This window comes from Sphingopyxis sp. LK2115 (assembly GCF_014595975.1).
Taxonomy (GTDB): domain Bacteria; phylum Pseudomonadota; class Alphaproteobacteria; order Sphingomonadales; family Sphingomonadaceae; genus Sphingopyxis.
On record NZ_JABWGQ010000003.1, the window covers coordinates 37609 to 60416 of the forward strand.

The 22808-nt window shown below is 66.6% G+C and carries 21 protein-coding genes; 1 reads left to right on the forward strand and 20 read right to left on the reverse strand.

The genetic code is table 11. The annotated features are described in order from the left end of the window. Window positions 1-99: 99 nt before the first annotated feature. The 19 genes from ftsA to HUW43_RS00810 all read right to left on the reverse strand — a co-directional run bounded on the left by ftsA (window position 100) and on the right by HUW43_RS00810 (window position 19855). Window positions 100-1356 (reverse strand): cell division protein FtsA, encoded by a 1257-nt coding sequence (gene ftsA, locus HUW43_RS00725; RefSeq protein WP_188235679.1) that lies wholly within the window; start codon window positions 1354-1356, stop codon window positions 100-102. 3 nt (window positions 1357-1359) lie between these two features. Then, the gene (locus HUW43_RS00730; RefSeq protein ID WP_188235680.1) at window positions 1360-2298 is read right to left on the reverse strand and encodes a cell division protein FtsQ/DivIB; all 939 of its coding nucleotides are present in this window, start codon (window positions 2296-2298) and stop codon (window positions 1360-1362) included. Between the two features lie 10 nt (window positions 2299-2308). Beyond that, window positions 2309-3235, reverse strand: coding sequence for a D-alanine--D-alanine ligase (locus tag HUW43_RS00735; protein ID WP_188235681.1), 927 nt, complete (start codon window positions 3233-3235; stop codon window positions 2309-2311). Then, window positions 3232-4131, reverse strand: coding sequence for a UDP-N-acetylmuramate dehydrogenase (gene murB / locus HUW43_RS00740; protein ID WP_188235682.1), 900 nt, complete (start codon window positions 4129-4131; stop codon window positions 3232-3234). Before murB ends, HUW43_RS00735 begins: the two co-directional genes overlap by 4 nt. Next, entirely contained in the window at window positions 4128-4253 is a 126-nt protein-coding gene (locus tag HUW43_RS15810; protein WP_262926776.1) for a hypothetical protein, read from the reverse strand. The genes murB and HUW43_RS15810 overlap by 4 nt, the downstream gene beginning before the upstream one ends. After that, window positions 4250-5680: a UDP-N-acetylmuramate--L-alanine ligase gene (gene murC / locus HUW43_RS00745; RefSeq protein ID WP_188235683.1), complete on the reverse strand. Its 1431-nt coding sequence runs from the start codon at window positions 5678-5680 to the stop codon at window positions 4250-4252. The genes HUW43_RS15810 and murC overlap by 4 nt, the downstream gene beginning before the upstream one ends. Then, window positions 5680-6858: an undecaprenyldiphospho-muramoylpentapeptide beta-N-acetylglucosaminyltransferase gene (gene murG / locus HUW43_RS00750; RefSeq protein ID WP_188235684.1), complete on the reverse strand. Its 1179-nt coding sequence runs from the start codon at window positions 6856-6858 to the stop codon at window positions 5680-5682. Before murG ends, murC begins: the two co-directional genes overlap by 1 nt. A gap of 10 nt (window positions 6859-6868) precedes the next feature. Continuing rightward, on the reverse strand, window positions 6869-8101 hold the full coding sequence (locus HUW43_RS00755) for an FtsW/RodA/SpoVE family cell cycle protein (RefSeq protein WP_188235685.1): 1233 nt from the start codon (window positions 8099-8101) through the stop codon (window positions 6869-6871). Beyond that, on the reverse strand, window positions 8098-9402 hold the full coding sequence (murD, locus tag HUW43_RS00760) for a UDP-N-acetylmuramoyl-L-alanine--D-glutamate ligase (protein ID WP_188235686.1): 1305 nt from the start codon (window positions 9400-9402) through the stop codon (window positions 8098-8100). The genes HUW43_RS00755 and murD overlap by 4 nt, the downstream gene beginning before the upstream one ends. Then, window positions 9399-10469, reverse strand: coding sequence for a phospho-N-acetylmuramoyl-pentapeptide-transferase (gene mraY, locus HUW43_RS00765; RefSeq protein WP_188235687.1), 1071 nt, complete (start codon window positions 10467-10469; stop codon window positions 9399-9401). Before mraY ends, murD begins: the two co-directional genes overlap by 4 nt. Further along, window positions 10469-11845: a UDP-N-acetylmuramoyl-tripeptide--D-alanyl-D-alanine ligase gene (locus tag HUW43_RS00770; protein WP_188235688.1), complete on the reverse strand. Its 1377-nt coding sequence runs from the start codon at window positions 11843-11845 to the stop codon at window positions 10469-10471. Before HUW43_RS00770 ends, mraY begins: the two co-directional genes overlap by 1 nt. Continuing rightward, on the reverse strand, window positions 11842-13281 hold the full coding sequence (locus tag HUW43_RS00775; RefSeq protein WP_188235689.1) for a UDP-N-acetylmuramoyl-L-alanyl-D-glutamate--2,6-diaminopimelate ligase: 1440 nt from the start codon (window positions 13279-13281) through the stop codon (window positions 11842-11844). Before HUW43_RS00775 ends, HUW43_RS00770 begins: the two co-directional genes overlap by 4 nt. Next, window positions 13281-14969, reverse strand: a complete 1689-nt coding sequence (locus tag HUW43_RS00780) for a peptidoglycan D,D-transpeptidase FtsI family protein (RefSeq protein ID WP_188235690.1) — start codon at window positions 14967-14969, stop codon at window positions 13281-13283. The genes HUW43_RS00775 and HUW43_RS00780 overlap by 1 nt, the downstream gene beginning before the upstream one ends. Next, window positions 14966-15562, reverse strand: coding sequence for a hypothetical protein (locus HUW43_RS00785; RefSeq protein WP_223181161.1), 597 nt, complete (start codon window positions 15560-15562; stop codon window positions 14966-14968). Before HUW43_RS00785 ends, HUW43_RS00780 begins: the two co-directional genes overlap by 4 nt. Beyond that, a complete protein-coding gene (gene rsmH, locus HUW43_RS00790; protein ID WP_317450799.1) occupies window positions 15556-16545 on the reverse strand; it encodes a 16S rRNA (cytosine(1402)-N(4))-methyltransferase RsmH in 990 nt (329 codons plus the stop codon). Before rsmH ends, HUW43_RS00785 begins: the two co-directional genes overlap by 7 nt. Next, window positions 16542-17042 carry a division/cell wall cluster transcriptional repressor MraZ gene (locus tag HUW43_RS00795; protein ID WP_188235692.1) on the reverse strand — a complete coding sequence of 167 codons (501 nt, stop codon included), beginning with the start codon at window positions 17040-17042 and terminating at the stop codon, window positions 16542-16544. Before HUW43_RS00795 ends, rsmH begins: the two co-directional genes overlap by 4 nt. A gap of 277 nt (window positions 17043-17319) precedes the next feature. Then, window positions 17320-18483 carry a hypothetical protein gene (locus HUW43_RS00800; RefSeq protein ID WP_188235693.1) on the reverse strand — a complete coding sequence of 388 codons (1164 nt, stop codon included), beginning with the start codon at window positions 18481-18483 and terminating at the stop codon, window positions 17320-17322. Next, window positions 18480-18878: a hypothetical protein gene (locus HUW43_RS00805; protein ID WP_188235694.1), complete on the reverse strand. Its 399-nt coding sequence runs from the start codon at window positions 18876-18878 to the stop codon at window positions 18480-18482. The genes HUW43_RS00800 and HUW43_RS00805 overlap by 4 nt, the downstream gene beginning before the upstream one ends. An 8-nt stretch (window positions 18879-18886) precedes the next feature. Beyond that, window positions 18887-19855 carry a cysteine synthase A gene (locus HUW43_RS00810; protein ID WP_188235695.1) on the reverse strand — a complete coding sequence of 323 codons (969 nt, stop codon included), beginning with the start codon at window positions 19853-19855 and terminating at the stop codon, window positions 18887-18889. Between the two features lie 194 nt (window positions 19856-20049). On the opposite strand from HUW43_RS00810, the gene HUW43_RS00815 reads away from it, so the two are divergent. After that, a complete protein-coding gene (locus HUW43_RS00815) occupies window positions 20050-22167 on the forward strand; it encodes a TonB-dependent receptor (RefSeq protein ID WP_188235696.1) in 2118 nt (705 codons plus the stop codon). A gap of 79 nt (window positions 22168-22246) precedes the next feature. On the opposite strand, the gene HUW43_RS00820 is transcribed toward HUW43_RS00815, so the two are convergent. Continuing rightward, entirely contained in the window at window positions 22247-22786 is a 540-nt protein-coding gene (locus tag HUW43_RS00820) for a hypothetical protein (RefSeq protein WP_188235697.1), read from the reverse strand. Between the last annotated feature and the right edge of the window lie 22 nt (window positions 22787-22808).

A 22808-nucleotide genomic window follows, 5' to 3' on the forward strand; every position in this document is an offset into this window, starting at 1 on the left:
CGGTCGGGCGGCAGTCCATCCGCCCGGATTCCTGTCACCGCATTGCACTATTGTGACGCCGGAATCACCCAAAAAATTAACCTTTTCGTCGCGTGTCATTCAAAAACTGCTTTTCAGCGCAGCCATCAACCGATGCAGGATCGAGGTCCCCGACGGCTTGTACACATCCTGCGCCATCATCGGCAGGTCGCGCAGGTCGACCGGGTCCGACGCGGCATAGAGAACCAGACCCGCGAGCGTCGCGAAAGCGGGGCCGCTGTGCGCATCGGGCAGGCCGTGCAAGCCGCGCGGTCGCCCGACGCGCGCGGCGCGGCCGAGCGCGCTTTGCGTATAGTCGGCGATGCCTTTCAGGTCCGCGCCGCCGCCGACAAGCACGACCTGGCGCCCGATCGGCCCGACGAAATGCAGGTCTTTGAGCGTCCGCCCGATTTCGCCCATCATCGCGTCGAGCCGCTGGCGGATCACCGACACGAGCTGCGCGCGCGTGATGCGCGGCGAATCGCCGCCCGCCGGCGCACCGGGTTCGAGTTCGATCACATCATTATTGTCGCGCGGGCTGGCCGAGGCCGAGCCGTAGAAGCTCTGGAGCCGCTGCGCCTGGCTGCGCCTTATGCCAAAGGCCGAGGCGATGTCGTCGGTGATGTCGCTCGCGCCGAAGGGCAGCGACGCCATTTCGACGAGCATCCCGCCGGCATAGAGCGACACCGTCGTCACCGCCGCGCCCATCTCGACCAGCGCAACGCCGAGGTCGCGCTCCTCGTCCGACAGGCAGGCCAGCCCCGCCGCGATCGGCGAGGCGACCACGGCGTTGACGTCGAGATGCGCCTGCCGCACCGCGGCCTCGAGGTTCCGCACCGGGGCGCCGTCGGCCATGATGATGTGAATGTCGACGCCAAGCCGGTCGGCGTGCAGCCCGATCGGGTTCTTCACCCCGGTCAGTCCGTCAATTGTGTACAGCGCCGGCTGGGCGTGCAGGATCATTCGCCCTTCGGGGTCGATCCCCGCCCGCCCGGCGGCGAGCAGGTCGTCGATATCCTCCTGCTCGATCCGGTGGCCACCAAGCTCGCTTTCGATCGGCGCAACGTCGCTCAGCAGGCTCCCGGCCGAGAAGCTGACCCACACATCGTCGATATTGAGCCCGGCGATGCGTTCGGCCTGTTCGATCGCCTCGCGCACGACGTGCTCGGTCTGTTCCATGTCGGCGACATAGCCGCGCTGGACGCCGCGGCTTTCGCGCTGGCCGGTGCCGAGCACATGGAGCTGGCCGTCGGCGGTCTGCCCCGCGATCAGCGCGCAGACCTTCCACGACCCGACATCGAGCGCCGTGATGAGCTTTTCGATGCGCGGTGGCGCCATCCTCTATCCTTCGTTCGACTGGTTGGCCGCAACGGCGTCGACCACGGCGCGCGCGTCGTCGAGCTTCGCGGGCGCGACCTGCCCTTCGTGCGGCAGGCGCAGCACGAAACGCGCGGGATCACGCATGTCGAAGCGCAATATGCCGCGGCCGAGCAGACGGTTGGCGCCATCCATATGCGCGAATTTGGCGAGCGCGGCCTTCGCCGCTTCTTCGCCTTCGGGCAGCGACAGCGTCTCGCCGCTGCGGAAGCGCAGATCCCAGCGGCGGTTGCCGACCCATGTTGCGCCGGCAAGCAATTCCTTGAGGCTGCTCGCCTCGGCCAGCAGGCGGGCAAGATCCTGCGAGCGCTGGTTCGCCCTCGGCCCGATCACCAGCGGCAGGTCGGGCATCGTCGCGACGGTAACGGGTTCGAGCACGACACCCTTTTCGTCGATCAGCGACAGGCGATTATTGTGCTGCCAGATCGCCGCCGGGGTGCGCTCGACGATGTCGACGACCAGCGTGTCGGGCAGGCGGCGCGTCACGCGCGCGTCCTTGATCCAGCCATATTGCATCAGGTCGCGGCGCACGTCTTCGAGATCGACCGCCGCCATCGAGCGATCCTTCTGAGCAAGCGCGATGTCATAGACTTTCAGCCGGTCGATCCGATCGGCGCCGACCACCTCGACCTTCTTGACCTGAAAGCCCGCACGGCCGACCGCCTGCGCATATTCCTCATGGACCTTTGCCGTCACCCCCGTCGCGTGCGCGGCAAGGCCCGCAACCGCGAACAGGCTGACGCCCACCGTCCAATTGGCGATTTTTTGCAACCGCTGCGGGCTGATCGGCAGCGCGTTGATGATCGCGTTGAGGCGCGATTGCTGGATCTTGCGACGCTTTTTCGGCGCGCGTGCGGGCCGCCGCGGCGGCGCCTTGGCGCGCCTGATCTTCGTGCTGCTCACCACCGCCCCCTCATGCCAGCGCTTCCTCCACGATGCGTTCGACCAGCTCGGCATAATCCATGCCGACCGCGCGCCCCTGTTCGGGCACGAGGCTGAGCGGCGTCATTCCCGGCTGGGTATTGACTTCGAGCAGGAAGATGCCGGCAAGACCATGTTCGTCGTCCCAACGGAAATCCGAGCGCGACGCGCCCTTGCAGCCGAGCAGGCGGTGCGCCCGAAGCGCCAGTTCCTTCATTCGTTCGGCAATTTCGGCGGGCACTTCGGCAGGGCAGACATGCTCGGTCAGCCCGTCGGTGTATTTGGCGTCATAGTCATAGAAACCCGACTTCACGCGCAGCTCGGTAACGGCCAGCGCCGTGTCGCCAAGCACCGCGACGGTCAGCTCGCGCCCCTTGATGAAAGGTTCGGCGAGCAGGCGGTCGAACTCCCGCCACGGCCCCATCGCATCGCGCGAGATGGGATTGCCGTAATTGCTGTCGTCCTTGACGATCGCGACGCCGACCGATGAACCTTCGTTGACGGGTTTAAGGACATAGGGGCGCGGCAGCGGGTCGATGGAAAAGAGGCTTTCGCTGTCGACCATTATTCCCGTCGGCATGGGGATTCCATGCGGCACCAGCGCCTGTTTCGTCAATTGCTTGTCGATCGCGATCACCGAGGTGACGAGGCCGCTGTGGGTGTATTTCAGGCCCATCAGGTCCAGCATCCCCTGCACCGTCCCGTCCTCGCCCGGAACGCCGTGAAGCGCGTTGAAAACGACATCGGGCTTTGCCTCGGCCAGTCGCAGCACCACGTCGCGGCCCATGTCGATGCGGGTGACCTTGTGGCCGCGCGACTCAAGCGCATCGGCGACGCCCTTGCCGCTCATCAGCGACACTTCGCGTTCGGCGGACCAGCCGCCCATCAAAACGGCGACATGCCACGGACCCCGACTCACTTCGCCACCCCCACGCGCTGAATCTCCCACTGCAATTCCACGCCGCTCTTGTCCTTCACCCGGCGACGGACTTCCTCGCCCAGCGCCTCGATGTCGGCGCTCGTCGCATCGCCGGTGTTGATAAGGAAATTGGCGTGCTTTTCGCTGACCTGCGCGCCACCGACAACCAGGCCGCGGCATCCCGCCGCGTCGACCAGCTGCCACGCCTTGTGCCCGTCGGGGTTCTTGAAGGTCGATCCGCCGGTCTTGGAGCGCAACGGCTGCGACGCCTCGCGGCTCGCCGAGATGCGGTCCATTTCGGCCTGGATGGCGGCGGGATCGCCGGGGCGACCGCGGAAGATCGCGCCGATCACCACGGCGCCGTCGGGCAATTCGCTGTGGCGATAGGTGTAGCCGAGGTCGGCGAGGGCGAGCGTGCGGCGCTCGCCCGATCGCAGCACGATCTCGGCTTCGACCAATATGTCCTTGACCTCGCCGCCATAGGCGCCGCCGTTCATGCGCACGAAACCGCCGACGGTGCCGGGAATCGAGCGCAGAAACTCCATCCCCGCGATGCCCGCGTCGCGGGCGGTCGAGGACACGAGAATACCCGACGCACCGCCGCCGCAGCGCAGCGTGGTTTCATCGATCGCCTCGACCTTCGCGAACGGCTTGCCCAGCCGGACGACGACGCCTGGAAATCCGCCGTCGCGCACGATCAGGTTCGACCCAAGGCCGAGCGCCATGACGGGGATCGCGGGATCGAGATCGCAGAGGAAATCGGCAAGGTCGTCGGCGTCCTTCGGTTCGAAAAGCCAGTCGGCGGGGCCGCCCGACTTGAACCAGACGAGCGGCGCCAGCGGAGCGTTGTGGGTGAGCTTGCCGCGGACAGCGGGGAGAGCGGTGGTCGCGGTCATTCGGCCGTCCCCTTTCCGCTCGCATCGCGCGATGTCGCAATACCCGTCGGGCCTGACTTCAGGTCGAAGGGTATCGCGACTTCGCTCGACACGAACGGGGTGAAGGGCAGATAAAAAATCACGCTGCCTCCACCGCTGCCGCCAGGCCCGCCGCGATCCTGGTGATGTCCCCCGCGCCGAGACAGATGATCATGTCGCCTGCGCCAAGGTCGCCCGCCCTGATGCTCGCGGCGATGGCGGCGGCCAGCGCATCGGCGTCGGCGGCGACCTGGGCGTGCCGATGGCCGCGATCGCGCAGCCCCTGCACCAGCGCGTCCGACGAAACGCCCTCGATCGGAGCCTCGCCCGCCGCATAGACGGGCAACGCCAGCACCATGTCGGCGTCGTTAAACGCCTGCTGGAAATCGTCCATATGGTCGCGCAGCCGGGTAAATCGGTGCGGCTGGACGACGGCGACGACGCGCCCGGCACCCGCCCCCTCGCGCGCGGCCGACAGCACCGCGCGGATTTCGACGGGGTGATGGGCATAATCGTCGATCACCGTGACGACGCCGCCTTCGACCGCGATCTTTCCGACCTTGGTAAAGCGCCGCTTGACGCCAGCAAAGCCCTGAAAGCCTGACACGATCTTGTCGTCCGACACGCCCATGTGGAGCGCAACCGCAATCGCCGCCAGCGCATTCTGGACATTGTGCCGCCCCGACATCGGCAGGTGGATGCCCTCGATCGTCCGGCTGTTCCCTTCACGATCCCGCACGACGACGTCGAACCGATTGCCGTCGGGCCCCGGTGTCACATTGGTCCCGCGCACGTCGGCTTGGGCAGAAAAGCCATAGGTGATGATCCGCCGGTCACGGATGCGCGGGATGATCGCCTGCACCTCGCCATGGTCGAGGCAGAGAATCGCGGCGCCATAGAAGGGCACATTTTCGATGAACTCGACGAACGCGTCCTTGATCGCGTCAAAGCTGCCATAATGGTCGAGATGTTCGGGGTCGATGTTGGTGACGACAGCAATCGTGCCGTCGAGGCGCAGGAAGCTGCCGTCGCTCTCGTCGGCCTCGACGACCATCCAGTCCGACGCGCCAAGACGCGCATTCGAACCATAATTGTTGATGATGCCACCGTTGATGACCGTCGGGTCGATCCCGCCCGCGTCGAGCAGCGCTGCAACGAGGCTGGTCGTCGTCGTCTTGCCATGCGTCCCCGCGATCGCGACAGTCGACTTGAGGCGCATTAACTCGGCGAGCATTTCGGCGCGGCGAACGATGGGAATGCGCTGCGCCAGCGCCGCCTCGACCTCCGGGTTGCCGCGCTTTACCGCGGTCGAGGTGACGACGACCGCAACGCCGTCGACATTTTCGGGCGCATGGCCGATCGCGACCTTGATCCCGCGCGCGCGCAATCCTTCGACGACATAGCCATCGGCGATGTCGCTGCCCTGCACGCGGTAACCCAGATTGTGCATCACCTCGGCGATTCCCGACATGCCGATGCCGCCGATGCCGATGAAATGGATGATGCCGATGTCGGTCGCAACGCCGCGCATCACTTTGCCTCCCGGCGTGCTGCGGCAACGCCCGATGCCCCGCGCGGCGCCGTCGCGCCAACCCGGATCACGTCCATCATCGGCGGCGCGGCAAAGGATTCGACAAGGTCGGCCAGATCGCGCGTCGCATCGGGAAGCCCGCAGCTCGCGGCGCGTTCGGCCGCCTCTTCGAGCGCGCCGGACTCCAGCGCCATGCGCTGAAGATGCTTGGCGACTTCGGCGGCGGTAAAATCGGGCTGCTGAAACGAAATCGCTCCGCCCGCCTCGACCAGGTCGACGACATTCCAGGTCTGGTGATCGTCCATCGCGTGCGGATAGGGCACGAAGATCGCCGGGCGGCCCGCGCAGGCCAGTTCGGCGACGGTCGAGGCGCCCGCGCGCGCGATCACCATATGCGCCCAGCGCAGCCGATCGGGGAAATCCGGGATATAGGGCGCGCATTCGGCAGCAACGCCAAGCTCGGCATATCTGGCGCGCACGGCCTCCAGATCGGCTTCGCGGCATTGCTGGACGACCTGCAAGCGGTCGAGCAGCGCGCGCGGCAGCATCGCGATCGCCGCCGGCACGACCTCGCTGAGCACCGCCGCGCCCAGGCTCCCGCCGACAACGAGCAGACGGAAGATGCCATCATCGGGGAGCGGCGGGAAACCGTCCTCGCGGATGGCGACAATCTCGGCGCGCACGGGATTGCCGATGATATGGCGCTTGGCTTCGTGCCCCGCCGGATAGCGCTGGATATTGCGATAGGCGACCGCCACCGCATCGACGCGCGGCGTCATCAGCCGGTTGACGCGGCCCAGCACGGCATTTTGCTCGTGGAGCACGCGCGGACGCTTCGTCGCCCCTGCCGCGAGCAGGCTGGGCAGCGAGGGATAGCCGCCGAAGCCGACGACGACCGCCGGATCGAAATCATGGATCAGGTCGATCGCTTGTGCCCGCCCCTTGCGGATCGCGAGCGCGCCCTTGAGCCAGCCGAGCGGCCCGCCCGACACGCGCCCGGCCGGCAGGACGTGGGTTTCCATTTCGGCGGGGGCGCCGGGAATCCTGAGGCCGCGGTCGTCGCTGACCAATGCGACGCGGTGCCCGCGCGCGATCAGCTCGGCCGCCAGCGCATAGGCGGGAAGCATATGCCCGCCGGTGCCGCCGGCGGCGAGGAGGAAGTGGCGCGTTGCGGTCATGCGGAAGCCGTCATTTCTTGTTCCAGTTGCGGGTGATCGACACGCGCGCCGCATAGGGGTTTCGACGGGTCAGCGACAAGAGCAAACCCATGCCGATCGACAAGGCAATGAAGGACGAGCCGCCATAGCTGATGAAGGGCAAGGTCATCCCCTTTGACGGAAATATCTGCGTGTTCACCGCCATGTTGATGACCGCTTGCCCGCCGAACTGCGCGATCAGCCCCGCGACGGCGAGGATCAGGAAACTGTCCTCCTCGTCGAGCAGGCGGACGAGCACACGGACGATGATCGCGAGATAAAGGATGGCGATCGCGATGCACGCGATGATCCCGAACTCTTCGCCGATCACCGAAAAGATATAATCGGTGTGCGCTTCGGGCAGCTGGAACTTGGCGAGACCCGCGCCGGGCCCTGTGCCGATCAAACCCCCGGCGGTCAGCGTCGCGTGCGCCTTGTCGACCTGGAAACTGTCGCCTTCGGCGAACAGCCAGATGTTGATGCGCTGCTGCGCCACCGGATAGAAGAAATAGGCAAGGATCAGCCCTACGACCCCCGCGCCGGCGAGCATCCCCATGATCCGCATCGACAGTCCCGCGACGAGCACGAGCACGAACCAGGTCGCGGCAAAGATCACCGTCTGGCCAAGGTCGGGCTGCCCCATCAAGAGCAGCGCGATGACGCCGGTGAGCGCCGCGGCAAGCGGGACGACGGGCAGGCTCTGGTCATGCAGGCGCAGCGACAATATCCACGCGAGCGTCACGGCGAAAAAGGGTTTCAGAAACTCCGACGGCTGCAACCGGAAAACGCCGCTGCCGATCCAGCGCTGCGCGCCGTTCACCGATGTCCCCGCCAGCGGGACGAGAAAGAGCAGGACGATGAACAAGATTGTTCCATAGATCGCGAACCGCCGTGCCTGCGGTTTGGGCAGCATCGATACCGCCAGCATCACCGGGACACCGACGATTACCCACATGAGCTGGCGATAGAAATAATAGAGCGGGTCGAGCGACGCGCTGCTGGTCGACAGCTTTTGCGCCGCCACCGGCGACGCCGCCGCAACCGCGACCAGCCCGATCGCGATCAGCATCGATACGAGCAGCAACAGCACGCGGTCGATTTCCCAGAACCACAGGCCGAGCGGGGTGCGGTCGGCGCGGCTGAAGCGCGGGCCGCGGCGTTTCGTGCTGCGCGTGGCGGCGATCACCGGGCGTTCGGCCGTTTCCATATTGTCCCCCCCGCTCATGCCCCCAGCGCCTCGACCGCGGCGCGGAACGCATCGCCGCGCGCCTCATAATCCCTGAACTGGTCGAACGACGCGCAAGCGGGCGACAGCAGCACCACGTCGCCGGGCTGCACCGCCGCCGCCGCCTGCTGAACCGCCGTCGCCAGGTCGCCCGATCGTTCCACCGCAATCGCATCGCCAATCTCGGCGGCGAACGGCTCCATCGCTTCGCCGATCAGATAGGCGCGCTTGACGTGGCCGAACCACGGCCGACACGCCGCCAGCCCGTCGCCCTTCGCCTGTCCGCCTGCGATCCAGTGCAAACGCTGGTCCGGCGCCGGCGGAAACGCCGCCAGCGCCGGTGCAGCGGAGGCCGCGTTGGTCGCCTTGCTGTCGTTATACCAGCGGGCGCCACGGGCTTCGCCGACCAATTCCATGCGGTGCGGCAGCGACCGGAAGGTCGCAAGGCCGCGTTCGATTGCCTCGTCGCCCAGCCCCAGCACGCGGCACACCGCGATCGCGCAGACGGCGTTCTGCGCATTGTGCGGACCTTGCAGCGCGGGCCAGCGCGCCTGATCGGCGGGGTCGATGTCCTTGGCCGACACGCGGTGGAGGCGATGGCTCACCCGGCTCGCGATCATTTTCGACGGGTCGCCGTCGGTCGCGATGACCGCGATCTGATCGCGGTGCTGAAGGCTGAACAGCCGCGCTTTCGACGCCGCATATCCCTCGAACCCATCGTAACGGTCGAGATGATCGGGGCTGATGTTGGTAAGCACCGCGACGTCGCACGCCAGGCTGTGCGCCAGGTCGATCTGGTAACTCGACAGTTCGAGCACATAAACGCCGCCTTCGGCAAGCGGCCGGCGCGTCAGGATCGGCAGGCCGATATTGCCGCCCATCAGCGCGGGCACGCCGGCGTTTTCCAGCATATGCGCGACCAGCGCGGTAACCGTCGACTTTCCATTGGTGCCGGTGATGCCGACCACCTTGTGCGGCGGCAGCTCGCCACGCGCTTCTGCGAACAGTTCGATGTCGCCGATGACGGGGACATGGGCGTCGCGCGCGTGCGCGGCAATCGGGTGGCGGTTGAGCGGCACGCCGGGCGAGACGACGACGCCGGCAAAGCCGATCAGATCGATTCCGAGCGGGTCGCCGATGTCGGCGCCCAGCGCCATGGCGGCGTCGCGCGCATCTTCGCGCTCGTCCCAGGCAGTGACGCCCGCGCCGCTGGCGACGAGCGCCTCGACGGTCGCGAGACCCGATCGCGCCAGTCCCAGCACCGCATAGCGGCGACCGGCAAAGGCGCGCGAGGTAATCACCGCAGCTTCAGGGTCGCGAGTCCCGCAAGCGCCAGGACGATCGAGACGATCCAGAAGCGAATGACGACGGTGGATTCGGGCCAGCCCAGCTGTTCGAAATGATGATGGATCGGTGCCATGCGGAATACGCGCTTGCCCGTGCGTTTGTACCAGAAAACCTGGATGATGACCGACAAGGCCTCGACCACGAACAGCCCGCCGACAAGGACGAGCACCAGTTCGTGCTGCGCCGTCACCGCGATCGTCGCGAGCGCGCCACCGAGCGCGAGGCTGCCCGTATCGCCCATGAAAACCGCTGCCGGCGGCGCGTTGAACCACAGGAATGCCAGGCAGGCGCCGATGATCGCCGCGGCGAATACCGCCAGCTCGCCCGCGCCGGGGACATGCGGAATGCCCAGATAGGCCGCAAATTTGGCGTTGCCCGACAGATAGACGATGACGAGAAAGGTCAGGCTGGCGATGATGACGGGGAAGGTCGCCAGGCCATCGAGCCCGTCGGTCAGGTTCACCGCATTACCGAAGCCGACGATGAGCACCATCGCAAAAACATAATAGAGCGGCCCCATTGGAATCACGATATCGTTGAAAAAAGGCAGATAAAGGTCCGTGCCGGTGCGCGAGACGATCAGCAGCACGGCGGCGCCGGCGATCAGAAACTCGATCAGCAACCGCACCCGTCCGGGAATGCCGCGATGGCTCGACTTGGTCACCTTGTCATAATCGTCGAGGAAACCGACGATCGCGAAGCCCGCAGTCACGAACAGGCACGCCCAGACGAAACGGTTGGACAGATCCATCCACAGCAGCGCCGAGATCATCAGCGAGATGAGGATCATCAGCCCGCCCATCGTCGGCGTGCCCTTTTTGGCGAGATGGCTTTGCGGCCCGTCGTCGCGGATCGGCTGCCCCTTCCCCTGCCGCATCCGCAGCATCAGGATGAAGCGCGGCCCGATCCACAGCCCCAGAATCATCGCAGTCGCAACAGCGGCGCCCGAGCGGAAGCTCAGATAGCGGATGAGGTTGAGCACCCCCGGAAAGCCAAGCCATTCCGCCAGCCAATACAGCATCAATAATCCCCGTTGGTCAGCGCGGTCACGACATGCGACAGGCCGACGCTGTTCGATCCCTTGACAAGCACGACATCGCCGGGACGGATGAGACCGCCCAGCCGCGCCGTGGCGTCCGAGTGCGCGGGCACATGCGCGAAATCGACGCGCCCCTCAAGCGCTTTGGCCAGCGGCGCCATCTCTTCGCCGACAAGCAGGGCGAATTGCACGCCTGCTGCGACGAGCGGAGCCGCGAGTCCCGCATGATAGGTATCGCCGCCCGCGCCCAGTTCCTTCATCGCCCCCAGAATCGCCACCTTGCGGTCGCCGGATTCGCTCGCCAGCTGACCGATCGTCGCCGCCATCGAGGCGGGATTGGCGTTATAGCTTTCGTCAATGACAAGGATATGGCCACCGGGCACCGCGATCCGATGGCGTGCGCCGCGCCCGGCAAGGCCCGGCAACTCGGCAAAGGCAAGGCCCGCCGCGGGCAGGTCGCCGCCGACCGCCTTCACCGCCGCCAGCACCGCCAGCGAATTGGCGACCCAATGCGCGCCGGCCTGCGCAATGGAAAAACAAAGAAGCGCGTCCTGCACCTGCGCGGTGACCAGCGAGCCGCCCCGTCCGTCGGGGAGCCAGTCGACCGCGCGCACATCGGCGCCCTCGTTCAGGCCGAAGCTGACGATATTTGCGGCGTGCTGCCCGGCCTTGGCGCGAAGGCGTTCATGATGCGGGCTGTCGAACGGAACGATCGCGGTGCCGCCCGGCTCCAGCCCCTCGAAAATCTCGCCCTTCGCGTCGGCGATCGCTTCCTCGCTGCCGAAAAACTCCAGGTGCGCGGGGGCGATGGTGGTCACGATGGCGACGTGCGGGCGCACCATGCGCGTCAGCGCGGCGAGTTCGCCCGCATGGTTCATGCCCATTTCAAAAACGCCGAAATCGGCGGTCGACGGCATCCGCGCGAGGCTCAAGGGCACACCGACATGATTATTATAGCTTTTGACCGAGCGATGCGCCTTGCCGGGCCGGAAGCGGTCGAGCGCGGCGAACAGCGCCTCCTTCGTCCCGGTCTTGCCCGCCGATCCGGTAACGCCGATGATGCGGCCGTGACTGCGCGCGCGCGACGCGGCGCCGAGCGCGTTCAGCGCGGCACCGCTGTCACAGACGCGGACATGCGGATGGCTGACCGCGGTTTCGCACAATATGCCGGCGGCGCCCGCGGCGATCGCCTTGTCGATGAAACTGTGCCCGTCGGCCGTTTCGCCCTTCATCGCGATAAAGAGATCGCCCTTGGTGACTTCGCGCGAGTCGAAGGCAACACCGCTTACCGTGAAGTCGGCGCTGGCGGTGCCGCCCGTGGCCTGGGCGATGGCGCGCGCGGTCCAGAGCGGGTTCATGCCGCCTCCTCGCGCGCGACCGCCACATCGTCGAATGGAATGACGCGCATATCGTCGCCGCGCCCGACGATCTGCCCCTGCTCATGCCCCTTGCCCGCAATGCAGATGATGTCGTCGGCGTGCGCTCCGGCGATCGCCGCGGCGATCGCCGCGCGGCGGTCGCCGATCACCCGCGCGCCGGGTGCCGCTGCGGCAATCGCGTCGCGAATGGCGGCGGGGTCTTCGCCGCGCGGATTGTCGTCGGTGATGATGACCACGTCGGCCTTGGCGGCGGCAATCCGTCCCATTTCCGGCCGCTTTGCCTGATCGCGGTCGCCGCCGGCGCCAAAGACGAGGATCAGCCGCCCGGTCGCGTGCGGGCGCAGCGCGTCGAGCGCCGCCTCGATGGCATCGGGGGTATGCGCATAATCGACATAGATGGGGGCGCCGCTGCGCGCGATCGCCGCCCGTTCGAGCCGCCCGCGCACCGGCTGAAGCCGCGCGAGATTGGCGAGCGTCAGTGCGACATCGCCGCCGGTCGCAATGACGAGCCCCGCAGCCACCAATGCGTTCGCCGTCTGATAGGCGCCGATCAGCGGCAGCGTAACCTTATGCGTGTCGTCACCTGCCGCCATGACGAGTATCTGGCCAAGCTGCGTCGGCGTGCGCGACACGAGACGCAGCGTCTCACCCGCCTGCCCCACCGTGAGCACACGGACATTGCGCGCGCGCGCCGCATCGGCAACCGCCGCTGAATGGGCATCGTCGGCCCAGACGACCGCCGCGCCGCCGGGTTGGACAATTTCGCGGAACAGCCGCATCTTGGCGGCGAAATAGGCCTCCATCGTCCCGTGATAGTCGAGATGATCGTGGCTGAGGTTGGTGAAGGCGGCGGCCTTCACCGGCAGTCCTTCGGTGCGATACTGATCCAGCCCGTGGCTCGACGCCTCGAAAGCGGCGTGCGTCACCCCTTCGGCCGCGAGCCCCGACATATTGCTGAGGAAGGTCACGATGTCGGGCGTCGTCAGCCCCGTCGATGCGCTGTCGATCGACGTGGTGATGCCGAGCGTGCCGATCGACGCGGCGTTGAAACCCGCCATGCGCCACAGTTGGCGCGTCATTTCGACTGTCGAGGTCTTGCCGTTGGTGCCCGTCACCGCAACGCAGGTTGCGGGAAAACGGTGAAAGAAGCGCGCGGCGATATGCGCAAAGGCACGGCGCGGGTTGGCGTCGGCGACATGGACCGCGCCTTCGACTGCCGCTTCGGGCCGCGCAACCACGGCAACGGCGCCCGCCGCCACCGCGTCGGGAATGAAATCCTCGCCGTTGAACCTTTCACCGACAAAGGCGCCGAAGATTGTTCCCGGCGCCACCTTGCGATGATCGATGGCCACGCCGGTCACGACGGGATCGGTCCCCGTCCGGTCGGCATCGTCCAGCAGCGCAGCGAGACGCATCAGAGCGCCTCCTCGTTTCTCCGCAGCAAGGGGGTGAGTTCGGACACGTCGACGTCGCGGCTCTGGTCGGGGAAGACGCCGAGCATCGGTCCCGCGCGCGTCACGACCCTGCGCACCACCGGCGCTGCGGTCCAGCCTGCGGTGCGTTGTCCCGAACTATAAGCGTTGCCCTTCGGCTCGTCGATCATCACGATCACGACGTAGCGCGGATTGTCCATCGGGAAGGCGGCCGCGAAGGTCGAGACGAGCGAGTGGCGGCGATAACCCCCGGCGCCCGGCTTTTCGGCCGATCCGGTCTTGCCGCCGACGCGAAAGCCCGGCGCGTCGGCCTGTTTGCCCGTGCCGTCGGAGACGATCAGGCGAAGAAGCTGGCGCATCCGTGCGCTGGTCGCGGCCTTGAACACGCGGCGCCCCTGCGGCGGCGCCTTGTCGCCGAGCTTGAGCAGGGTCGCCGGGCGATAAAGGCCGCCGTTGACGAGCGCGGCATAGGCGCTCGCGAGGTGCAGTGGCGTCACCGCGATCCCATGGCCATAGCTGGTCGTCATCGTCGTCACCCGGCCCCAGTTTTTTGGCCACAGCGGGAAAGCGCGCTCTTTCAGCTCGATGCCCGGACGCTGGTCGAAATGAAGGTCGCGGAACAGTTTTTCGAGCGGCTCGCGGCCGAGATCGTCGGCGATGCGCGCGGTCGCGATGTTCGAACTTTCGATGAGCGTTTCGGGCACGTTGTACCAGCGCCCCGGATGGCTGTCGCGAATGCGGAACCCCGCGATCGGGAGCGGCGCCGACGCATCATAACGGCGCGCCATGCTGGTCACTGTCCCATTGTCGATCGCAGCGCCGATGGAGAGCGGCTTGAAGGTCGAACCCAGCTCGTAAAGATTATAGGTGACGGCATTGCGCCGCGTCGTCGGGTCGCTGCCGGTCAGCTTGTTGGGGTTATAGGTCGGCAGCGACGTCATCGCGGCAACTTCGCCCGTGTGGACGTCGAGGATCACGCCCGCACCGCCGATCGCTTCCAGATTGGCGACCGCCGCGCCGAGTTCGCTTTCGAGCACGCCCTGCACACGCGCGTCGATCGACAGCGCCAGCGGCTCGCCGCGCGTCGCCTTGTCGATCAGCCGCGCGTCGAACGCCCCCTCGACGCCGGTGACGCCATGCCCCTCGGCATTGGTAAAGCCAAGCACATGCGCGGCAAGGGTGAGCTGCGGGTAAAGCCGTTCCTTCTCGCGCGGGAAATCGAACCCGACGTCACCGATCGCATTGACTGCCGCCACCTGGTCGGGCAGCGCGCGGCGGCGGATATAGGTCGGGCGCGGCCCCGTGAGCTTGGCGAGCAGTTCGGCGCGCGACATGTCGGGGAAAATCCGGTGCAGCTCGCCCGCCAGATAATTGCGGTCGTTGAGCAATTTCGACGGCACGACGCGGATCGAATAGGCGTCGATCGTGCGCGCCAGCGGCACGCCGTTGCGGTCGACGATGTCGGCGCGAGCGGGAATGAAGGCGCCCGACACGCGCTGACCCGACGAGGTGTCGAAGAGCGCGAAATAAAGAAGCCGCATCGACACAAGCAGAAAGGCCGCCGCGAACAGCAGCATCAGGATCATCAAACGCTGCTGTGCGGTCAGCAATATCTGCTGCCGCACACCAGCGGTACGCACCCGGGTCGGACGGACGACCAGCGTGTTCATCGGGCGGGCTTGCCTCCCGCCGCTTCAATCGCCGCTTGACGCTTCAGGTCGGCGAGCGTCGATTCGGCGAGCAACTGATCCTCGATCATCTTCAATTGCTCGCGGCGGCGCGTTGGCGCCATGCGTGGCGGCGTATCGCTGCGCACCGCGCTGTCGGCCTGCGCCAGCACGACGGGTCTGGCCGCCGCCACGCCGGAGCTGGCCGCCGGACTGACCTTGGGCGCGGCGGGCACCGCGACGGGCGAGACCATCGCCATCAGCACCGGCGCAACCTCATTGGCGCCGCGCGCACGCGGCAGGCGATCGAGCGAGGCGAGCTGGCGTTCGCTCGACAGATATTGACTGGCATCGGGGGCCGAATAGCCGAAGGCCTCGGCATTCCATTGTTCGAGCTGGCGCATCGACGCGCGCACCGCCAGTTCGGATTCGAGATAGCGGATATTGGCGCGCGCCCGGTCGATCTCGCGCTCGACGCGAGTAAGTTCGCTTCGCGTCGCCGCGACCTTCAGCGACACCGGATAGAGCATCATCGCAAAGATGAGCACGAGCAGGACCAGCCCGATCCCCTGAAGCTTGCGGGCCGCCATCAGCATGACATTGCCTCCTTTATCGACGTTGCGGGCCAGGCAGGCGCCGCGGTCCGCACGGCGCTGCGCAGCGTGGCCGAACGCGCGCGCGGGTTACGCGCCTCTTCGGCCTTGCCCGGCCGCACCTTGCGCGCCGGGGGTTCAAAGGTTGCGGCGCGCGCAGGCACGGTCGGCGCGGGCCTGTGGCGCGATCCCGCGGCGTCGCCGCCGCTGCGCTCGCGCAGGAAATTCTTGACGATCCGGTCCTCGGTGCTGTGAAAGCTGACCACCGCGAGCCGGCCGCCGGGGCGCAGCACACGCTCCGCGGCGGCCAAACCCGCGACCAACTCGTCGAGTTCGCGGTTGATGTGGATACGGATCGCCTGAAAGCTTTTCGTCGCCGGGTCTTTCGGCGCACCGGGCGGATGACGCAGCGCCTTGCGGATCACGCTCGCAAGCTCGGCGGTGCGCGTCAGCGGGCGCGCCGCGACGATCGCGCGCGCGACGCGGCGCGACTGGCGCTCGTCGCCATAATGATAGAGGACATCGGCAATCTCCTCTTCGTCGGCGCGGTTGAGCCAGTCGGCGGCGCTTTCCCCCTCTTGCGCCATGCGCATGTCGAGCGGGCCGTCCTTCTGGAAGGAAAAGCCGCGCTCGCCCTGATCGAGCTGCATCGACGACACGCCGATGTCGAAGGTGATGCCGTCGACCGCGTCGATCCCGCGTTCGGCGAGCAGCCGGTCGATTTCGCCGAACCGGCCGTGGATCAGCGTCAGCCTGCCGCCCGCTTTTTCGACCAGCGCCTGCCCGCCCGCGATCGCGTCGGGATCGCGGTCGCAGGCGACAACCTCGGCGCCCGCAGCGAGCATCGCGCGTGTATAGCCGCCCGCACCGAAGGTCGCATCGACATGGCGCTCGCCAGGGGCAATGGCGAGCGCGGCAATGACTTCTTCAAGCAGGACAGGATCGTGGCGGGGATCGCGGGGGAGTTCGGCGGGAAGGTCGGTCACTTGCGCGCCTTCCCTTTCGTCTGCTCCCATGAGGCGGCAAGCCGCTGAAGCACCGGATCGGCCTCGGCACATTCGGCGAGCGTCGGCAACCACCAGATTTCGAGGCGGCGGCCCGACCCCACAAAAGCCGTCGCGCCGGCATCGCCGACGCGGTCGCGGTGGATGAAGCTGGGCAGAAAACGACCGCTGTCGTCGAGCGTATATGGCTCGGTATAGCTGAAACGCTTCTTGAACTCGCTGTCCTCGTCAAAATCGAGGTTGCGCAGCCGCGCGGTTTCGCGGTCGCGTTCGATCTCGCCGTTCAGCCGGTCATATTGATCCTGGCCATAGGCAACGAGGCACGGCAGCTTTTCATGGAAGCCAACCCATAGCACGCGCTGACCGTCCGCAGTGAGGGGCACATTGTTGCGGAACTGCGAGGGCACGGCGATGCGCCCCTTGCCATCGATCGCGGCGAAACTGGTGCCCGCATATTGGCCGGGCGTCACAATCGCCATCGCTCTGCCCCCTGCCTCGCGTCACCGGGCATAACTTTCCCGTCCCCGGAATCGCAGGATTCCGGCTGAGTCGGCACGAGTGGAGAATGCCCCTCTCCGACAATCTGAGTATCAACTATAGATCGGGGTGAAAAGGGGTATTTTAGGGCAGAATAGGGATTCTAGCCCCTATTTGCCGCAAAACATCCCTCGAACCGGGCAAATATCGGTCCCACGACGCAAAGTCGCGGAACCGAACCGGGTGCTATCGGGGGGATTTGAGACGGAAAGGCGCGACTCAGTCGGCGCGCGAATGAATCCAGATCGGGTTCAGCGTCGCCCGCCCAGCGCCGGGCCACAGTCGCGCCGCAATCCATTCCATCGTATCGGCTTGCCGCAGATGATCGGCGCCGGGGACAATCGGCCGCCACAGCGACGCATGAAAGAGATCGGCGTCGCCGACGAGCCAGACCTCGCCCTTGCCGATCCGGCAATGAGCGACATGACCGTCCGCAAGGCGCCGACATGCCGAAGGAAGCCGGTCAAAGCGCCCGGCGCTCGACAGGCGGAGCCGCCCATGTTCGACGTCGACCGCAACTGCCGCGCCTTCCCCGACCGGTGCGCCGCCCAGCGCGACTCCCCAATGATCGAACAGCGGCGTGAGCAGGCTCGTCACCGGCGGGTTGCGCGGATCGCCGAGCGGATGGCGTGGCGGCCAGCTCGACAGCGCATCGGCGAGGATGACCGCGCGCGCGCCGCCGCGCACAACGGCGTCGATTGCAACCAGTTCCTGCGGCGCCAGCGCGCGCGGGTGCGCGATCAGCAGCGCCCCGCCCGGCGGCGGCACATGGTCAGCCAGACTGTCGACAAGCAGCGTCGGTCCCAGCCGCTCGATCCGCACCAGCGCGGGATCGTCGTTCGCGCCCGCGGCAATCATCGACGCCAGACTTTCGCCGCCCGGCCAACGCAGCGGCAGGCCGGTCAGCATCGTCGCCGCGGGCGCATCGGCGGACGCGGTCGCGGGCCGATAAAGCGCTGCGAGCAGCGCATGACCGGCGCTCCACCAGACGGAAACGAACAGCAGCGCCGCAAGCCAGGGCAGCGCGCGAAGCGACGGGCGCCACCGGACCAGTGCATCGGCGGCGAGCGCCGCAGCCCCGCCCGCCAGCGCGACCAGCAGCAATTGGAGCGTCGCCACAAATCCGGCCAGCGCGAAAGCGAGCGCCGCCTGCGCCGCTGCGGTCAGCCCCAGTGCCAGCAGGACGGTGCACCGCCGAATGATGGCGGGATCGCGCCGCTGCCACCAGGCAAGCAACAGCATCGGCGGCGCGAGCAGCGGAACCGTGAGCGCGGGGTCGATCCGGCCGAGCAGCGCCTGCCCGCCGACCCACCAGGTGAACGCGACAGTCAGGATCGCAATCGAACCCGCGCGCAGAACAGACCCGCGTAACCCCGCGGTCACGGCGCCGACTGGCGCGCGCGCTGAAGTTCGGGATCGGGTTCAAGGTCAGGGACGGTGGCCGTCGGCGCCACCGCCTGTGGCACCTTTATCGACGGGTCGACATTTTCATCCTTCGACGAGGGCGACACCGGCTGAACCCCCAATTCTTCGAGCGGCGCGCCGCCCGCCTGATTGTCGCCGGGCAGCTTGACCTCCGCGCTCGATGCCTCTTCGGCCGCCACCTGTTCGCGCGCGCGGTCGCCGATCAGCCCGGCCATGCCGACGAGCAGCAGCACCGTCAACACCCCGGCGATGCCGATCTGCAGTCGGCGCATGGCATCGTGCGCCTGCGGGGGCGGCGGCGCGGCTTTCTGTCCTGCCGGCGTGGTCGAACCGCTGTCGATACGCACACTCATCCTTTCACCTATGCCAGTCCCTTGCTGGCCAGCCATTCAGGGTTGTAGAGCGTCGAAAGATAGCGAAACCCGCTGTCGCACAGGATGGTTGCAATGCGCTTGCCCGGCCCCAGGCGCCGCGCCAGCGCCATCGCGCCCGCAACATTGATGCCCGACGAAAGGCCGAGGCACAGCCCCTCCTCGTCGAGCAGGCGGCGCACGACGGCGAGCCCCTCGGCATCGGAGATGCGGAATTGCGTGTCGATCGGCGCGCCCTCGAGGTTCGCCGTGATGCGGTTCTGCCCGATGCCTTCGGCGACGCTCGACCCTTCGGCCTTCAGCTCACCGCACTGGTAATAATTGTAAAGGCCCGCGCCATGCGGGTCGGTCAGCGCAATGGTGATGTCGGGATCCCTGGCTTTCAGCCCCAGCCCGGTCCCGGCAATCGTCCCGCCGGTCCCCGCGGCGCAGGTAAAGCCGTCGATCCGCCCCTCCATCTGCGCCCATATTTCCTCTGCCGTGCCGCACACATGTGCCTTGCGGTTGGCGATATTGTCGAACTGGTTCGCCCAGATCGCATTGTCGGTTTCCTCAGCAATTCGGCGCGAGGTGTGGACGAAATGGCCGGGGTTGGCGAAAGGCGCGGGCGGCACGAGCACCAGCTCGGCGCCCAATGCGCGGATCGTCGCCATTTTTTCGGCGCTTTGATTGTCGGGCATGACGATGATCGTCTTGTAACCCAGCGCGTTGGCGACGAGCGCAAGCCCGATGCCGGTGTTGCCCGCGGTCCCCTCGACGATCGTTCCGCCGGGCGCCAGGCTGCCGTTCGCTTCGGCATCGCGAACAATATACAGCGCGGCGCGGTCCTTCACCGATCCGCCGGGGTTGGCATATTCGCACTTGCCCCAGATTTCGCAGCCGGTCGCTTCGCTGGGGCCCTTGAGCAGGACGAGCGGCGTGTTGCCGATCAGGTCCAGGCTGGTTTTGGCAATCGTCATGCGCCTTGATCTAGGACCGCGTTCGGGACGCCGCAAGACAGCTTCGCTTTTCTCGCCGATGATCGGCCTTTGTCGACCAATCGCCGTTCGGCGCCGACCAACCGCAGACCGGAAGGCGGAACGGGCTTGCCATTGTAACAGTATATCATTACTGGCACGGCATACCCACATTCAGTCAGGATTATCGCCGTCCCATGCGCTTGCTCTCTTCCGCCGGTTTCACTTTCGCCCTCATCCTTTCCGCCCCCGCCTTTGCGCAGGATCGCCCCGCGGACAACGACGACGTGCATACGGGCGAACCGATCATCGTCACCGCCCCCTATGTCCGCAGCCTCGACATTCTCGGCAATGTCTCGGTGCTCGAAGGCGACGAGCTGGCACGCGACATCCGCGGGCAGATCGGCGACAGCCTGACACGGCAAGCGGGTGTGTCGGCGACCAGTTTCACCCCCGGCGCCTCGCGCCCCGTGCTGCGCGGCTTTTCGGGCGAGCGCGTGCGCGTGCTGACCGATGGCATCGGTTCGATCGACGTGTCGAACACCTCGGCCGACCATGCGGTGACGATCGACCCGCTGACCGTCGAGCGCATCGAGATTTTGCGCGGTCCCGCGGTGCTGCTGTTCGGCAGCCAGGCGATCGGCGGCGCGGTCAACCTTTTCGACCGCCGGATCCCGCGCAAGGTGCCCGAAGATCATGTCCATATCGACGCGATCGGCGGCTATGCCACCGCCGCCGACGACCGCAATGCCGGGGCATCGATCGACGTCGCGCTGTCGCCACAGCTCGTCGCGCATTTCGACGGCAGTTGGCGCAAGACCGGCGATGTGCGGAGCGGCGGCTTTGTCTATGCCCCCGCATTGCGCGACGAACTGCTCCACCTTGCCGAACATGAAGCCGAAGAAGGTCATGCCGAGGAAGCCGCCGAACTCACCGAACAGGCGCGCTCGCGCGGCAAGGTCGCCAACACCGGCAGCGAGACCTGGACCGCCGCCGGCGGGCTGTCGCTCATCAACGAGGGCGGACAGCTCGGCATTTCGGTCAGCTATTTTGATAGCAATTATGGCGTCCCGTCGCGCCCCGGAACCGAGCACCACCACGAAGAGGGTGAAGAAGAGGGCGGTCACGAACATGGCGAAGGACCGGTGACGATCGGCCTGAAACAATGGCGCGCCGACCTGCGCGGCGAGGTCGAAATGGGCGACGGCTTTTTCGACAAGCTGCGCATCCGCGCGGGCTACGCCGATTATGAACATACCGAGTTCGAGGGCGACGAGGTCGGCACCGTCTTCACCAACCGGGGAGTCGAGGGTCGGCTGGAACTGGCGCAGAACGACCACGGCGGCTGGCGCGGGGCGAGCGGCGTGCAATATAGCCACCGCGACTTCAACGCGATCGGCGCCGAAGCCTTTGTTCCGCGCAACCTGACCGACCAGTTCGCGCTGTTCACCTTGCAGGAATGGCAGACGGGTCCACTGGGAATCGAGGCCGCAGCGCGCTTTGAAAGCACCAGCGTGCGTGCACCGACGCTGGGCATCGAACGCGATTTCGACACCTTTTCGGGCGCGATCGGCGCCAATTACGAGCTGGCCGAAGGTGTGAAGTTCGGCGTCTCGGTTGCGCGCGCAGTGCGCGCACCGTCGGCCGAGGAACTTTTTTCGAACGGCCCGCATATCGCAACCCAATCCTTCGAGGTCGGCGACCCGGATCTGAAGCGCGAGGCGAGCTGGGGGGCCGAGGCGTCGTTCAAGCTGCGCACCGACGGCTTCGCCCTCAGCCTTGCCGCCTATTCCAACTGGTTCGACGATTTCATCTATGCCAATGCGACGGGCGAGGAAGAGGATGAACTTCCCGTCTTTCAGTATTTCCAGCGCGATGCGCGCGTCTGGGGTTTCGAGGCCGAGGCAAGCGCGCGACTCGCGCAAGTCGGCGGCTTCAACATCGTCGCCGATGCGACCGCCGACATGACGCGCGCAAAGATCAAGGGTGGGCTCGACCAGCACGCCCCGCGCATTCCGCCGCTGCGCCTGCTCGGCGGGCTGGAGGCGCAGGGCGAGCGGATCGACGCGCGTGCCGAGGTCGAATGGACCGACGACCAGACGCGGATCGCGCCGTTCGAGACGCCGACCAAGGGCTTTACGCTGGTCAATGCGTCGATCAGCTGGCGCCCGCTGCCCGACAGCCGCAACCTCACGCTCAGCCTCGCCGCGAACAATATCTTCGACGTCGAGGCGCGGCGCCACGCCAGCTTCACCAAGGATTTTGTCCCGCTGGCCGGTCGCGACATCCGCATTACCGCACGGGCGAGCTTCTAGCGTCTGAACGACCCTGCTTGAATCGTCATCCCGGCCTTCGCCGGGTGACGATCATATTTGCCTCAGGCTGTTTGCCCGTTCAGAACGGCAACAGTCTGCGCTTGTTCCAGTAAATCGACGTCGCCGCCGCATAGGCGCCAACCTTTTCCCAGACCGCGCCGTCGACCTTGTCGATGTCGACGCCGGCGTCGATATAGCCCTGGACGATCTTCATGATCTGCTCTTCGCTCATCTCCGACGACAGGTCGGGATTCGTTCCTTCGGGCCCGAAATCCAGCGCGCGGTCGACGACGCCAGGGGCAAGGTCGAGTCTCGCAATGTCGACCGCCAGCCATTCGCGCGCAATACGCGCGAGGCTGTAGTCGAAATAATGCCTCCTCTGTTCGTCGGTGATGCCGTGGCGCGCAACACAGCCGTCGGTGATCGTCGCCAGTTCCTTGAACATCGCGTCGCGCGAAGCCTCGTCGCCGGCGCCCGCCATTGCCGCGCCCAGCTTCTCCTTTGTTCCCGCGGGCAACGATGCGACGACACAGTCGAACTTTTCGCCTTCCTGCGCCGATACGGCATTTGGCAGCGCCGCCCACACAAGCGCGGCGGCCGCGATCCCATATTTCGTCATCGGCAGTTCCCTTCGCGATCGG

What these genes read in the sequence shown, in the direction of transcription:
- ftsA (WP_188235679.1), bottom strand. Translation starts at nt 1,356, where the DNA reads ATGGCGCCACCGCGCATCGAAAAGCTCATCACGGCGCTCGATGTCGGG.
- murB (WP_188235682.1), bottom strand. Translation starts at nt 4,131, where the DNA reads ATGACCGCGACCACCGCTCTCCCCGCTGTCCGCGGCAAGCTCACCCAC.
- murC (WP_188235683.1), bottom strand. Translation starts at nt 5,680, where the DNA reads ATGCGCGGCGTTGCGACCGACATCGGCATCATCCATTTCATCGGCATC.
- murG (WP_188235684.1), bottom strand. Translation starts at nt 6,858, where the DNA reads ATGACCGCAACGCGCCACTTCCTCCTCGCCGCCGGCGGCACCGGCGGG.
- HUW43_RS00755 (WP_188235685.1), bottom strand. Translation starts at nt 8,101, where the DNA reads ATGAGCGGGGGGGACAATATGGAAACGGCCGAACGCCCGGTGATCGCC.
- mraY (WP_188235687.1), bottom strand. Translation starts at nt 10,469, where the DNA reads ATGCTGTATTGGCTGGCGGAATGGCTTGGCTTTCCGGGGGTGCTCAAC.
- HUW43_RS00770 (WP_188235688.1), bottom strand. Translation starts at nt 11,845, where the DNA reads ATGAACCCGCTCTGGACCGCGCGCGCCATCGCCCAGGCCACGGGCGGC.
- HUW43_RS00775 (WP_188235689.1), bottom strand. Translation starts at nt 13,281, where the DNA reads ATGCGTCTCGCTGCGCTGCTGGACGATGCCGACCGGACGGGGACCGAT.
- HUW43_RS00780 (WP_188235690.1), bottom strand. Translation starts at nt 14,969, where the DNA reads ATGAACACGCTGGTCGTCCGTCCGACCCGGGTGCGTACCGCTGGTGTG.
- HUW43_RS00785 (WP_223181161.1), bottom strand. Translation starts at nt 15,562, where the DNA reads ATGCTGATGGCGGCCCGCAAGCTTCAGGGGATCGGGCTGGTCCTGCTC.
- HUW43_RS00795 (WP_188235692.1), bottom strand. Translation starts at nt 17,042, where the DNA reads ATGGCGATTGTGACGCCCGGCCAATATGCGGGCACCAGTTTCGCCGCG.
- HUW43_RS00805 (WP_188235694.1), bottom strand. Translation starts at nt 18,878, where the DNA reads ATGAGTGTGCGTATCGACAGCGGTTCGACCACGCCGGCAGGACAGAAA.
- HUW43_RS00810 (WP_188235695.1), bottom strand. Translation starts at nt 19,855, where the DNA reads ATGACGATTGCCAAAACCAGCCTGGACCTGATCGGCAACACGCCGCTC.
- HUW43_RS00815 (WP_188235696.1), top strand. Translation starts at nt 20,050, where the DNA reads ATGCGCTTGCTCTCTTCCGCCGGTTTCACTTTCGCCCTCATCCTTTCC.
- HUW43_RS00820 (WP_188235697.1), bottom strand. Translation starts at nt 22,786, where the DNA reads ATGACGAAATATGGGATCGCGGCCGCCGCGCTTGTGTGGGCGGCGCTG.